Annotated in this window: 10 protein-coding genes; 1 reads left to right on the forward strand and 9 read right to left on the reverse strand. The window is 60.6% G+C overall.

Features of this window, described 5'->3' with window-relative positions:
• Positions 1-25: 25 nt before the first annotated feature.
• Positions 26-1,219 (forward strand): M20 aminoacylase family protein, encoded by a 1,194-nt coding sequence (locus tag EPK99_RS03135; protein ID WP_128441147.1) that lies wholly within the window; start codon positions 26-28, stop codon positions 1,217-1,219.
• A gap of 254 nt (positions 1,220-1,473) precedes the next feature.
• On the opposite strand, the gene EPK99_RS03140 is transcribed toward EPK99_RS03135, so the two are convergent.
• From EPK99_RS03140 to EPK99_RS03180, 9 genes are all read right to left on the reverse strand, one after another.
• Positions 1,474-3,828: a beta-glucosidase family protein gene (locus EPK99_RS03140; protein ID WP_128441148.1), complete on the reverse strand. Its 2,355-nt coding sequence runs from the start codon at positions 3,826-3,828 to the stop codon at positions 1,474-1,476.
• Between the two features lie 30 nt (positions 3,829-3,858).
• Positions 3,859-4,338: a MarR family winged helix-turn-helix transcriptional regulator gene (locus tag EPK99_RS03145; protein WP_128441149.1), complete on the reverse strand. Its 480-nt coding sequence runs from the start codon at positions 4,336-4,338 to the stop codon at positions 3,859-3,861.
• Positions 4,339-4,392: 54 nt separating this feature from the next.
• A complete protein-coding gene (locus tag EPK99_RS03150; RefSeq protein ID WP_128441150.1) occupies positions 4,393-4,989 on the reverse strand; it encodes a cysteine hydrolase family protein in 597 nt (198 codons plus the stop codon).
• Between the two features lie 2 nt (positions 4,990-4,991).
• Entirely contained in the window at positions 4,992-6,041 is a 1,050-nt protein-coding gene (locus EPK99_RS03155; protein ID WP_128441151.1) for an ABC transporter ATP-binding protein, read from the reverse strand.
• Entirely contained in the window at positions 6,028-6,807 is a 780-nt protein-coding gene (locus EPK99_RS03160) for an ABC transporter permease (protein WP_128441152.1), read from the reverse strand. The genes EPK99_RS03155 and EPK99_RS03160 overlap by 14 nt, the downstream gene beginning before the upstream one ends.
• 10 nt (positions 6,808-6,817) lie before the next feature.
• A complete protein-coding gene (locus EPK99_RS03165; protein WP_128441153.1) occupies positions 6,818-7,732 on the reverse strand; it encodes an ABC transporter permease in 915 nt (304 codons plus the stop codon).
• A complete protein-coding gene (locus EPK99_RS03170) occupies positions 7,722-8,798 on the reverse strand; it encodes an ABC transporter substrate-binding protein (protein WP_128441154.1) in 1,077 nt (358 codons plus the stop codon). The genes EPK99_RS03165 and EPK99_RS03170 overlap by 11 nt, the downstream gene beginning before the upstream one ends.
• A gap of 357 nt (positions 8,799-9,155) precedes the next feature.
• A complete protein-coding gene (locus tag EPK99_RS03175) occupies positions 9,156-11,408 on the reverse strand; it encodes an MGH1-like glycoside hydrolase domain-containing protein (protein WP_128441155.1) in 2,253 nt (750 codons plus the stop codon).
• Positions 11,409-11,425: 17 nt separating this feature from the next.
• Positions 11,426-14,110, reverse strand: a complete 2,685-nt coding sequence (locus EPK99_RS03180) for a carbohydrate-binding protein (RefSeq protein ID WP_128441156.1) — start codon at positions 14,108-14,110, stop codon at positions 11,426-11,428.
• Positions 14,111-14,224: the final 114 nt, after the last annotated feature.

The following is a 14,224-nucleotide window of genomic DNA, read 5'->3' on the forward strand; positions in this document are numbered from 1 at the left end:
TGAATATGCAAAGTCTGGACCTCCAATGCCTGCCCAAGACAATCTCTACGCCCGCGTCTCCGATTTCGATGCCATGGAAGCCGAACTGAAGGCGACCCGCCACCACCTGCATGCCAACCCGGAACTTTCCTTCGAGGAAGCCGAGACCGCCCGCTACGTCGCCGACAAGCTGGAAGCCTGGGGTTATGCCGTGACCCGCAATGTCGGCGGCCACGGCGTCGTTGCGACGTTGAAGAGCGGCACCGGCACGAAAAGCATCGGCATCCGCGCCGATATGGATGCATTGCCGATCGAGGAAGAAACCGGTGTCGCTTATGCCAGCACCGTGCCCGGCAAGATGCATGCCTGCGGCCATGACGGGCATACGACCGTGCTTCTGGGCGCTGCCGAATATCTCGCCCGCACCAAGCGCTTCAACGGCACCGTGACGCTGATCTTCCAACCGGCAGAAGAGGCCGGCAAGAATAGCGGCGCCAAGCGCATGATCGATGACGGCCTGTTCGAGCGTTTCCCGATAGACGCGATCTTCGGCCTGCACAACCATCCCGGCATGCCAGCCGGGGCGCTGCTGACCCGCGCCGGCCCAATCATGGCGGCAGGTGATACCGTCAAGATCACCATTACCGGCAAGGGCGGCCATGCCTCGCGCCCGCATCTGACCATCGATCCGGTCCTCGTTGCCTGCAACCTCGTCATGACGCTGCAGTCGATCGTGTCGCGCAATGTCGATCCGACCCAGACGGCCGTCGTCACCGTCAGCACGATCCATGCCGGCGAGGCATCGAACGTTATTCCGAACACGGCAAAGATCGCCATGAGCGTTCGCTCCTTTGATCCGGCCATCCGCACCTTCCTTGAAGAACGCATCCGCAAGCTGACGGCAAGCGTCGCCGAAGGCCATGGCGCGACGGCGGAGATCGACTACGAGAACGGTTATCCGGTCGTGGTGAATTCGGAAAAGGAAACCGCCTTTGCCCGCGAAGTCGCGGAAGAGCTGATCGGCACGGAAAATGTTTCGACCTGCCCGCTTCTGCCGGGCAGCGAGGACTTCGCATACTTCCTCGAACACCGTCCCGGCAGCTTCCTGCGGTTGGGCAACGGCACGGATTCGCCGATCCTGCATTCGTCGAAATACGATTTCAACGATAGCAGCCTCGTCACTGGTGCTGCCATGTGGGCACGTCTGGCCGAGAGGTTCCTCAACGCCTCACAGCCCTGACCAAACGATCCGTATAGAGCTCGTATGCTTCCTGGGTATCGATGGATAAGAGATCGTGGCTGGCAGGCTGAACGCTTGCCACCGGACCAAACATGAAGCCGAGCGCCCTATCCCATAGCCGGCCGCAAAAGTAATGATGGCCGCCCCCATCTTCTTCACACGCGCCTACGCCGCGCCGATTTCCTCTGATTTCGAGTTCGCGACGATGTCTCCGAGATCGAGCATGATCTGGGTGGTCGTTCCGATCATCCTGGTCAGGCCCTGCTGTAGTCGTCGTTCAGTTGTGCGAAGACGTCGGCGATATCGCTCTCCTTGAGGCTGTCGCCCACATACCAGCTCAGCGTGTCGTAGAAACCGAGGAAGGACCCTTTCGTCTTGGCGAGAAGGGACGTGGCTTCCGCACTGGAAATCGAAAGCGTCGCGACGAAGAAATGGACGAGGGCGGCCACGGCTTTCGGGTGGGCGAAGACGACCGCCGTGGGAGAGTTGGGCGTGATGACAGGCGGCGGCACAGCTTCAGGGCGGCACGGCAGGGTGGCGGACAAGCGGATATCGCGTGAGGACGCCGCAGCCTCGATGACGAACGCCTCCGCATCGAGAACCCAGGCGGAGCGCGAGGTATCGAAATAGCGGAAATCGCGCTGCGTCAGCATGAAGCTCACCGTCTTCGCCTCGCCGGGCTGTAGATCCACTTTGGCGAAGGATTTAAGCTCGCGGATCGGCCGTTTAAGACCGGGCGCTACCGGACGCACATAGAGCTGAACCACTTCCTTGCCGGCGACCGAGCCGCTGTTGCGGACAGTGACGCGCACCGTGCAATGCGCATCCGTGCCGATCTCTCTCTGGTCGAGATCGATAGCCTCATAGGCGAATGTGGTGTAGCTAAGCCCATGCCCAAAGGGGAACGCCGGGGCAATCGCCTTGAGATCATAGAACCTATAACCGACGAAAATACTCTCGCTGTAAACATGCCGCCCATGTTCGCCCGGATAGGTGTGCCATCCTGGAATATCCTGCATGCGCGCGGGCATGCTGGCGGAGAGCTTGCCGCAAGGGTTCTGCTCGCCGAACATGATACGGGCCAGGGCTTCGCCACCGCCCTGCCCGGCATAGAAGCTGGCCAGCACGGCATCGACATCCGCAATCCACGGCATTTCGACCGTGTCAGGCATAGAGAGCACAACGACGAGCTTGCGACCAACCCCCGCCAGCGCCGTGATGAGCGCATCGTGGCTGGCGGCAAGTTTCAGTGTATCGCGGTCGTTGCCCTCGCCGTGGCGGCTCTTCTCGTTTTCCGCGAAAACGACAATGACATCGGCATGCGAAGCGGCCTCGACAATCGCCTTAATTGATGCTGCCGTGTCCACCTGCGCGGTGGCGGAAAATGGCAGGTGCCGCACCTTGAAGCCGTCTTTCGCCCGCGCGGCGATCTGAACGAAGGGACTGTCGACGCGATACGGATTGGTGGTGGCCGACCCGGAGCCCTGGATAACGGGCGTGACGGCACCATCGCCGACGACGAGAAGTTCGCAGAGGCAGCCGGCATCGAGCGGCAACGCCTTGTCTTCGTTGCGCAGAAGCACGATCGATTCCGCCGCCATTTCGCGTGAGAGTGCGTGGTGGGCGTCGAGGTCCGCAGCCGTGTCCCGCCGCTCGTGCATCTTGCATTTGCGCACGAACGCCAGAACCTGGGCGCAGGCCGCATCGATTATTTCTGGCGCAACATCGCCGGCGTCGATCGTGGCATGAAGGCGTGCTTTGCGCGGCTGGCTTTCCGGCATGTCGAGTTCGGTGCCGGCATTGAGGGCCGCGCCACGATCCTTGATCGCATGCCAGTCGGAAACGACCAGCCCGTCATAGCCCCATTCCTCGCGCAGTACGGTTCGGAGCAGCCAATGATGTTCGGCTGCCTGTATGCCGTTCAGCGGGTTGTAGGCGCTCATCACGGTCCACGGCGCGCTCTTTTCAATCGCCCGCTCGAAGCCTGCGAGATAGATTTCGCGCAGGGCCCGCTCATCGACATCGGAACTGGTCGTGGTGCGTTCGATTTCCGAATTGTTGCAGGCAAAATGCTTTAGCGAGGCGCCGACGCCATGATCCTGCAGCCCGGAGATGACGGCCGCAGCGATATCGCCGCTGATGACCGGATCCTCGGAATAATATTCGTAGGCCCGCCCCGCCAGTGGCGTGCGCCGGATGTTGATGCCAGGCCCAAGCAGCAGATGAACGTCGAAATCCTGACACTCGGCCGCCAGCGCAGCCCCCATTCGATAGGCAAGATCGATATCCCAGGAACAGCCGAGAAGATTGCCGTTCGGAAAGCATGTGGCAGGGCGGGTGGCGCCGAACATGCCATCGGACCCATCTCCCTGTTGGCCGACCAGTTCAAGGAATGCCCGCAGACTGTCTTCGTCGTTGTCGCCGGCGTCGATCTGGGTGGTCGAATAGCGGACGCCATAGGCCCCGTCGGTCATGACAATCGAAGGAATGCCGAGCCTTTCGATCGATGCGGTCTTCCACAGGCCACGCCCGCTTAGAAGATCGACCTTTTCGGCCATCGTCATCTGAGCGACAAGCGACTGGATCTCGTCTTCGCTGGGTTGAAACATGAACGGTCTCCGGAAGGGGGCAGGCTTGGTTCAACAAATTTTCTGAAGGAGTTCCATCAGCATCATCCGCTCGGCAAGCGTCAGGGTGCTCAGGGTCTCCTGCGAAATCTGCAGTGCGACCGACAGGTTGCGGGCCACCGTTGCCTCGCCTTCCGGCGTCAGCGTCAGCACCAGCCGCCGCGCGTCGGTCGCATCGGGTGCGGTATGAACCAGCCCCCGCTTCACCAGGCGATCGACGACGCCCTTGATGGTCGCCATGTCCATGGCTGTCTCGCGGCCGAGATTCCCCTGCGAACAAGGCTGCAAATCCTTGAGCTTGACGAGCGCCGCCCACTGGGTCGTGGTCAGCTTCTCCGCCATCAGGCTCGCAAAGATCGCCACGTGCCGCTGGTTCGCCTGGCGCAGATAGAAGCCGATCTGCTCTCCAAGCGCATATTGGGCCTGCTGGCCGTGAGCCTCGGGCACTGCTGCCTTCATCCGGCCAACCTTGTCTTTGAGCGGAACGTCCATCGGATCTCTCAAGTCTGTCTGTTCGTTGTGATGCCGGCAATCGTGTTGCGAAATTCAGTCTCGCCACAAATTCAGGATGGCTTCTGTCGACAGAATTTCAATCTGGTCTGAAAGTCTCGGCGCGAGGATCTTGGTCACCATGGCGTGCGCCTTCATGTCTCCACTCGCCAGCGCATCCTCGGCCAGAATGACCCGGTAGCCGGCGTCCACCGCATCGAGAACGCTGGCATAGACGCAGACGTCGGTCTCGACGCCCGAGAAAATAAGCGTGTCCGTTCCCGATCGCTGCAAGCGCGCGGTAAAACCGGGCGAACCGAAGACCGAGTAGGTTTCCTTGTCGACGATGGCGCCTGGACCGGCGATGGCCGCGAGTGGCGCGACCAGATCCAGCATGGCGACGTCGAGGTGATCCAGCGTCACCGACGACCAACGGCGGTAGTAGTTCTTCCAGCGGCCCGTTGCGCCCTCGGCGTTCTGCGGAACGACGAAGCGGGCAAAGAGCGTTTCCGACCGCCGCGCTTGGCAGATCGCCAGTACGTTCGGAAGGATGCCACCGATCGCCGGCGTGTGCCATGCCGTTTCCTCGGCGAACAGACGTTGCATGTCGATGACCACATGCAACGTATTCTTTGAGAGCGGCGCGGTTGCCATGATCAGTCGCCCACCGGGACAGTGTGTTCCGGAGCCCAACTCAGGGTGATAGTATCGCCATCGCTCAGAACCTTGCCATCGCGGTTCTGCGCGAACAGTTTCAGCGGCAGGCCGTCTGCGGTCTCCAGCATATAAGACAGGACGGGGCCTGCATAGATCACGGTCGTGATGCGTGCCGTCAGGCTGTTGTCATCCGTCGGACCCGATACGATCGACATCTTTTCCGGGCGCACCGCGAGTGTGACTTTCGAACCGCTTGTTGGCAACGTGCTGGTGGTTCTGACCACCGTACCATCGGCCAAACGCACAGCGCCGTTATCGACCGTCCCGGTAAGGAAGTTGGAATCCCCGAGGAATTCTGCGGCAAAGCGTGTCAGCGGCCGTTCGTAGACGTCTTCCGGCTCGCCGATCTGCACGATCCGGCCCTTGTCGAGGATGGCCACCTTGTCGGACAGCGTCAGCGCCTCTTCCTGATCATGGGTGACGAAGATCGTCGTCAGGCCGCTTTCGCGCTGGATGCGCAGCAATTCAACCTGCATCTCCTGACGAAGGCGACGATCGAGCGCCGATAGCGGCTCGTCGAGGAGGAGCACACTGGGCTTGATGACGATGGCGCGAGCAAGCGCGACCCGTTGCTGCTGGCCACCGGACAATTGCTTGGGCGTGCGGGAGCCGAAGCCTGGAAGACGGACCATTTCAAGCGCCCGATCGACTTCCTTGCGGGCAGCAGCGCCCTTGATGCCCCGGCGCTCGAGACCGAAGGCGACGTTCTGGGCGATCGTCATGTGCGGAAACAGTGCGTAGGATTGGAACATCATGCCGATGTTGCGGCCCCAGACGGGGATGTCGGTCACATCGTTGTTGCCGATCGTCACCACGCCCTGGTCTGGCTTGATAAAGCCGGCGATGATGCGTAGCAGCGTGGTCTTGCCGGAACCGGATGGACCGAGAAGGCTGGTGAACGAGCCTTCGGGAAACTCGGTGGTGATATCGGACAGGACGGGCGTGGTGCCGTAGGTCTTGGCGACGGAATGGACTTTAACGTTTGTCACGGGTGTCTCCGGGCTTGGCGAAGCGCGCAAAAATCAGGATGACCGTCATCGAGCCGAGCAGAAGCACGGTCGAGATCGCGTTGATTTCAGGGGTGAAGCCCTTGCGGATCGAGGAGTAGATCTGCACCGGCAGCGTGGTGTAGCCGGGCGTGGCGAGAAAGTACGAAATCACGAACTGATCGAGCGAAACGGCGAAGGCGAACAGCGCCGCGCCAAGGATGCTCGGATAGAGCAGCGGCAATGTCACCGAGAAGAATGCGTGAACCGGTGTGGAACCGAGGCTCATCGCTGCTTCTTCCAGATCGGCACGAATGGTCCGGAAACCGGTTCCGACCACCAGAACCACATAGGGAATGGCAAGAGCGACGTGGCCGATCAAAAGAGCATGCATACCGCGCCCGATCCCGCTCCAGTAGAAAAAGATCAGCATTGCCGTACCCGTGATCAGCCATGGAATGGCGATCGGCGGCAGCAGCATCAGTTGCAGGAAGCTTCTGCCGCGGAATGTCCTTCGCGACAACGCCACTGAAGCCATGGTGCCCAGCGCCGTCGCCAGCACGGCGGTGATTGCGGCGATGACGATGCTGTTCAGGCCCGCGGTCAGGAGCACGGTGTTGCTCCACAATGCCTCATACCATTGCAGCGAGAAGCTGAAGGGCAGTTCATAGAGCGGCGATGCGTTGAATCCCATCGCCATCATCACGAGAATAGGCGTGTAGAGAAAGATCAGGATCGCGACGAGATAGATACGTCCAAGCGGTTTCATGATCTTCTCCTCAAACTGCGGTGCCACGGCGCAGGACGCCGGAGAAGGTTGCGAAAATGGCGAGAACCACGGCTAGAAGCGTGAAGGAGAGGGATGCGCCCAGCGGCCAATTGAAGGCCTGCGTGAACTGATCCTCGATCACCGTCCCCATGGTCACTCCGACACGACCACCAAGGATGCGGGGCTCCATGAACGAGCCGATGACCGGGATGAAGATGAGCACGGAGCCGGAGATCAGCCCGGGAGCCGCAAGCGGCACCAAAATCTTGAACAGGATGGTCCACCAGCGCGCGCCGAGACTGGAAGCAGCCTCAATGATCGCGTCGTCAATGGCCACCAGAGCGATGTAGCAGGTCAGGATCATATACGGCAGATAGCCGTGAACGAGACCGACAACGATAGCATAGCGCGTGTAGAGAAAACCGATCGACCCAGCATCGGGCGCGATCATATGCAGGAGATTGTCGAGAAAACCGTTTTCCCGCAGCACCATCGTCCACGAGAAGACCCGCACCAAGCCGTTGGTCCAGAACGGCAGCAGGATCAGGATCAGCAGTATTTCGCGCGTTTTGCCCAAGGTCGACTGGACCAGTGCGACGGCGGCCAGAAAGCCCAGCACGGCACAGAACAAGGTCGTCCAGAAGCCGATCAGCAACGAGTTTATGCCTATGCCCACCAGATACGGCTGGTCGATGAAGGCGCGGTATTGTTTCAGCGTGAAGACGATAGGCGCCTTGCCCATCGGCGTTGCCGACATGAAGCTGAAGACGAACATGGTCAGCAGCGGCAGGAAGACCGCAAGCGTCAGCCAACCATAGGTCGGAAGCAGCAGAACCATCGTCGAAACCCATGACGGAAGCACGCGCCGGCTGCGCGGACCCAAAGGTCCGCGCTCTGACGCCGAAGTCAGTCGATCATTCTGCATAGAAGGCTTTCACTTCCTGCCATACGTTGTTGAATGCTTCGCGGCGATCATCCGGCAGAGCCGACATGATACCCATCGTCTTCAAATATTCAGGCTTGTGCACCTGGCGGCTGAGATCATCTGCCGGAAGCGCGGACAGAGCGGCAGAATTCGAAGATGCCGGAGCGCCGACCTTGGTTGCCCACTCGACGTAGAAGACAGGGTCGATCAGCCAGTTGGCGAAGGCGAGCGCACCTTCCGCGTTCGGAGCCGATGCCGGGATGCCGAGACCGTCGACCCAGCCAATACCACCCTCTTTGGGAACGACGAACTGAACCGGAAGCTTCGAGTTGCGCTTGGAACGTACCGAACCGCCCGACCAGAACAGAGAAAGGTCGAATTCCTTTGCGGCGAACGACTTGTTCCACTGGTCTTCCGTGGACCAGAGAAGCTTGACGTTCGGCTTGATCGACTTCAGCGCGGTCGTGACCGCGGCGAGATCCTTCGGATCGTTAATGTCCTGGCCAGTCATGAGGGCGCCGACACCGACATTGATGATGGCATCGTCATCCATCGCGACGCGGCTCTTGTAAGCGGCATCGGCCAGCACGGCGTAGCTGTCTGGAACAGGCATGCCTTCGCGGATGGCAAGCGAGGTCATGCCCCAGACCCAAGGAACAGCGAAGCCCTTGCCGTCCTTGCTGAAGTTCGGGTTGGAACGCAGGCTGTCGTCCACCGTCGAGGCGTTCGGAACCTTGCTGAAATCGATCGGTTGCAGCCGGTCTTCGGCAACGGCCTGGGCGCAGCGCGCGGCGTTGAGAACGACTAGGTCGTAGGCACCGGGATTGGTGCGTAGCTTGGTCAGCATTTCCGATTCCGAGCTGTAGTAGTCGTGAACGACTGCAATGCCGGTCTTTTCCGTGAAAGCTTTTACAGACCAGGCTTCGTCCGTACCGTAGCCCTGCCAGTTCAGGACGGTAATGCTGCCCGCCGAAAAGGCTTTGCGCGGCAGGCTGGAGAAGCTGACACCGGCAACAAGCGCTGCGGACATCAACTTCATCGTATTGCGTCTGGTGAGTTCAGTCATTTCTTGGCACCCCTCTTGAACATACACAGTTATGGATGATCGTGACCGCGGTCAGCGATCTCAACGGATCGGCAGAGCCGAAAACAGACGCGCCGAACGCACATCAAATCGTTTGTATGCAAACTATAATCGGAGAAGATCAAATGCTCGAAGCGCATGATTTCCAGGCAAGCGAAAGCCTGTGCCGCAAGATAGCGGAACACAAATTCGCAACATCGGTAACCGTACACAACTTCGATAAGGGTCAACCTAAATCATTCGATTGTCGGCGGACCTTCAGTTCAACCCTCTGATTTTAGCAATCAGTCTTTTATTTTTTTATTTGCACACAAATTATTAATGACGAACCGACATGTGTCAAGCGCTACCTCGGTTGCCCACATCCGTCAGATAAAAATAAATATCGAGCCGGCGCTCTGCGGCGCTTTCGGCAATCTTAACGCGCACGCCTTGGGAGCTTGCAATATAGCCAGTGTCCTGCCCCCCGAAACGGACAGCAAGGATGTCGCCGATATCCAGACCCGGAAAGTCGATATAGCCGGCGGCTGCAACAGGCGCGATAGTGCAGGCCAGCCTTCCATCGGTCATGACGATACGCGACAGCGTCGTTTGCAGGTCGGTTCGCAACATCACCCTATTGTTGAGCGTCATCGACAGAATGGCGGCCTCGATGTGCAGACGCAGTATTCCCGACGGCGACAGCATCGGTCCGAGCGCTACGTCATGGCCGGCGTTGCGCACAGTCCAGCCAGTCCAGGGATCGAACTCGACGATCTCGCCGGTTGCCATCAATGGCAGCATGGCAGCCCAGATGTAGAAGGGGTCTGTGTCGCCCTGGTCCATCGCCTCGCCGGTCACGGCGTTATAGTTTTCGGAGGCGATGCGATCTTCGCGCCAGCTCTTCATGAACAGATCGTAGCTCTGGCTGGCAAGCTTGCTCGCTTCAGCCATGAAGCCATAGCGCCGCAGACCAAGCCAGACCATATAGTTGACGTTCGGCCAGATGCGGCCGCGCCAATAGACGTTGTCGGCAAAGGCCGGATCGTCACGCGTCGCATTCGGCAGCACGAAATCGCCGCCGAAAGTGGTCTCGTCGCTCAGATGTTCGAGCAGACGCGCCGCCTGCGCCGGTGTCGCGGCGCCGCACAACAGCGGATAGAATGAGGTGGGCGATAGCGACCTGACGAAACCGCCGCGCCGCTGGCGATTGGCGAAGATGCCGCGGCTTTCATCCCAGAGCGTTTCCGAGATCAGCGTCCGGTGTCGTTCGGCCAAAGCGGCGAATTCATACGCATCGTCATGGTTACCGAGCACGGCGGCCATTTTCGAGAGCATTTCAGCGTCGAGAGCGGCCGCGCAATTGAGGCCCAAGTCGAAGGTCGAGAGCGTCCGGGTGACGGGATCGTAAATCGCTTCGTCATGGGTCGCGGAATTGTCCATGCCGGTCTCGTTGCGCGCGCCGAAGGCGGTGCCCTTGTAGAGACCTTCGCCCACATCCGACGTACCGCAGGACAAAAGGCCGAAACCATCGGGATCGCGATTGTCCTGCCACCAGCGCCGGTTGCGCACCAGCGCATCATAGCTCGCCTGGATCATGGACCGCTCGCCGGTCCGCTGGTAGAGCTGCCAGACGACGAGCGCGCCGAACGGCATCTGCGTGCGATCGACCCAGGCATCGTTGGAGGTGACGATGCAGGCGATATTGCCCTGCGGAGTTGCACCGGCCATGGCGGTTGCCATGTTTTCGCGCGCCAGATCGGCATCGAACACGCCAGCGAGAAGCGCCGCAAAAATCTGGTCGTTGAACCAGACGGCAAATTTGCCGAGGTTCCAGATTCGCGTCACCGCCGTGTAGGGACGAGCGTTGGTCTCATCCCAAATGGTGTTCCAGGCGACCACGTCGCGCATCGCATCGAGCGCGCCCGCAAACACGCCGGTTTGCGCATCGGCAATCTCAGCCGGCGCACCAGCCGCAAGGCAGGCCTGCGCCTTGGCGATCGCCAGCTCGGCACTGTCGGCGACGCCTGCGGCATAGGCTCCCTGGCGCATCATTTCGAGATTGAAACGCAGGCCGATCACCGGCGCTTCGGTCTTGCGTGTGGCGGTATAGAAATAGCCGTTTTCCTCAAAGTCCGCCCGCAGCGCATCGATCGTGTCGTGACCGGTGACCTGCACCGGCGCGTCGGCGGTCGTGACCGCCACGAACCGCGTGCCGACCTTCAGCAGCGTGATATTGCGGCCAGCATTATGGACAGCCACTTCACCGCCATCTGATGAGATCGCCAGTGTCAGCCAGAACCGCAGCCCCCACTCAGCCGAGACCGTGCCGTTCCAGCTGCCACGGAAGGCAAAGGGATCCGTCTTCGTCGTCGAAAAGGCGACCGTCGTGCCGCTGTGATCGGTCTCAAGTTCGATCAGCGACCCGTCGATGGCGTGGCGGCCGAGGCGAACCGTGTCGCGCCGCGGCTCGATCGCTGAGGTCGTCTTGCTGCGGGTCGAATACAGGACCGGCGTGATCCGCACACCAAGCGGCAAAAAGACCATTTCGGCCGGCCGGTCGGACCAGCTGTTCCAGGCGCGCATCAGGGGGATCGTCGAATGTCGTAGCATGGCTCTGTAACTTCCGGTCAGTGTGTCAGCGGGATGAGTTTCGGTGCTGCGGACAGGCCGCTCTTGTCAGCGGTATCACCGAGATAAGGCGTGTTGGTGTAATAGCGATTCGCCGCCGTATTGGCGACGCGCAGCTCAAGCGAATAGATACCCGGCAGCAACCGCCCCAGCGCGAAGCGATAAGGCCGCCAGCCTCGTCTGTCGATCAACCGGCCATCCAGATGGACGGCAACTACGGTCGCGACCTCCGGCAAGTCGAGAAACCACACGGCCTCTTCACCAATCTCCAGCACCAGCCGGTAGATGCCGGTGCCGGAGAAATCGGCAAATCCCTGCGTCTCCCACCCGGTCCCGACCGAGATCGGCACGAAGGCCGCACCGGTGCCCGGTGCAAAACTCCAGCCATCCACAAGCGGTATAGCGCGCGCGACGTCGAGCGACGGCCGGGCCGTGAGACGGCCCTCGCCTGCAGGCTCCTGCGCCGTCACACGCAATCTTATGCAGCGCGCTTCCTGCGGATCGAGCGTAACCGTCAGGCGGTTGAAGACGGCGGCCTCCTCCACCTTGCCTGTCGTGGCGGACCAGACTTCGCAATCGAAACCGTCACCGAAGGAAATTTCGCTCACCAGCGGCATTGCGCCATCGTTGAACAGAACGATCCGCCACCAGCCATCGGCTTCATATCCAACCCATTGCCAGGGCCGCTCCGCGGTTTTGCTTGCGATGACAGGACCGAAATGTGGGAGACCTGCCAGGAGCGCTTCTATATCATTGATGCCGGGCATCCGATCGATATGCATCGACGTCACCCCGCTGGCTGGAGCGGCGGCATCGCAAACGGTAGAAAGGCGATCTCCGAAGGACCAGACGATACCGCCAGCGGCGCTGAAGGCGTCCAGCGCCCGCAACGTTGTTTCTGTCTCCAACACGGTCACCGATGGCAGGATCACGGCATCGAAAGCGAGCCCGGAGACGAGCACCCGGCCGCTTTCGATCCTCGCCTTCGCCAGATCGGCCTCGCTGACGAACATGAAGTCGCAACGCTGTGCAAGAAGCCATTCGCACCACACGCCGATATGTGTGGCGTGGCTATGGCGCGGGCCTTCCGCAAAGGCAGTCTGAAGCGGATAGAGGATCGCCACCGGGGTGCGCGGCGTGGCCGGCTCGATGAAAGCGGAAATCCGCGCGGTCTCCTGCGCGAAGAGATCGTGATAGTCCCACCAGGGCTCGAAATTGATGCCCGGCCCGAAATCGAAGCGCGGATTGTCAAAGGGCGTCGGATCGTCGTCACGCCCATCCGTCTGGTAGACGCCATGCCACAGGAACTGGCGGGCGCCAAGGCAATAGAGCCGGATCGCCTGCGCCCGCATTGTTTCCAGCGTCAGTTCCCATTGCCCAGCGGCGCGCACCGGCGTTCGCTCGGCACTGGCATAGGTTTCGACTACGCAGCGGCTGCGGCCGTTCGAACGGGCAACGGAATCGCCGAGCTTTGGCGCAAGCTGGGCAACGAAATTGTTGGAATCGACTGCCGTCTCGTGCCTGTGGGCATCGATGCCGAAGAAGTCCACCGCAAGCGCCACTCTCGGGTCGATGCTCGTGAAGCCGCCATTTAACGACCATGAACCGATATGCGGCAGGATCTCATGCCCGGTAAACGTAATCCCCTTGCCCTTAGCCCATCTGCGCAAAGTGCCGGAGAAGGCCTCGTTCATCAGTGCCGAATAGGCGTCATAGAACCGCGCGCGCAACCGCAAGGTCTCAGGCCCGACGTCACGCAGCAAAGCCAGCAGGGTTTTGGCAAAGGTTTCGTCCGTGCCGAGAGAAACGGCGCCTGGCAGGCTGGGCGCGAACAGCAGGCTATTGCCAAGGCTGCCTGAGATCTGATCCCACTTGTAAAAACCCGCCGCCGGCTGGTCGTAGAACACAAAGCCGACGGGATCCGGCACGAGATTGCCAAGCGCCTCGACCAGCGGATCAAGCCCGACCGCGATGAACCGCTCTGCGGCCTGCGGCAGGAGATAATTGATCAGCCGCGATGTCGTCGATCGGGCGCTGACGAACACCGTCAGCATCTGGCCCTCCCCGGGCACTCCGTCGAACGCGTAAGTGCAGGACACGCCGTTGCTTTCGACGATGGATGTCCGCGCTGTTACATCGACGACCTGATCGAGGCCGTTGATGCCACCCGACGAGTGCAGCAAAGCGGCTTCGACCGTCCACTGACACCATTCGATCACGCTGCCTTCATACTGCCACTCCACGATATCGGCGCCCATCGTTCGGGCGAATGGCGGGTGGATGCCGCTGATCTCGCCCCGCGCATCGCCTGAGGACGACCAGAACAGGTGGCACTCGCGCAAGTCATCGCGGCCCGCAACCGTTCGGCCGCCAGCTTGGCCGCTGATCCAGTTGTAATCGTCGTAGATCCCGAGTTTCAGCCCTAGTTGGCCGGCAATTGCGGCCGCAACGCGATAGGCGTCCAGATAGGCCGGTGACAGGTAGTCGTTGCGCGACATCGCAAGCCTAGCCTGGATCAGGATCGTACCGATCCCCTTCCGCTTGAAGTCGCCAAGCTGCGCGTGGCAAACCTCCTCCGTCGGGATCGAATGCCAGAACCAGTAGGCGGACGGCCGAAACGCGGCTGTCGGGTTCTCGAACACGTCGCGGTGGTCGATATCCTGTCCGGTTGCAATCTGGCCCAACTCGTCTGCTCCCTAGAGCGCCGCGCGTTCTATCGAACGCGCAAAGGTCGCTCTACACTTTGAATATAAAGCATTTTTTCGCATTCAGATGAATACACCTGAATGCCAAATGCT

Origin of the sequence: Neorhizobium lilium, from assembly GCF_004053875.1 — a bacterium.
Lineage (GTDB): Bacteria > Pseudomonadota > Alphaproteobacteria > Rhizobiales > Rhizobiaceae > Neorhizobium > Neorhizobium lilii.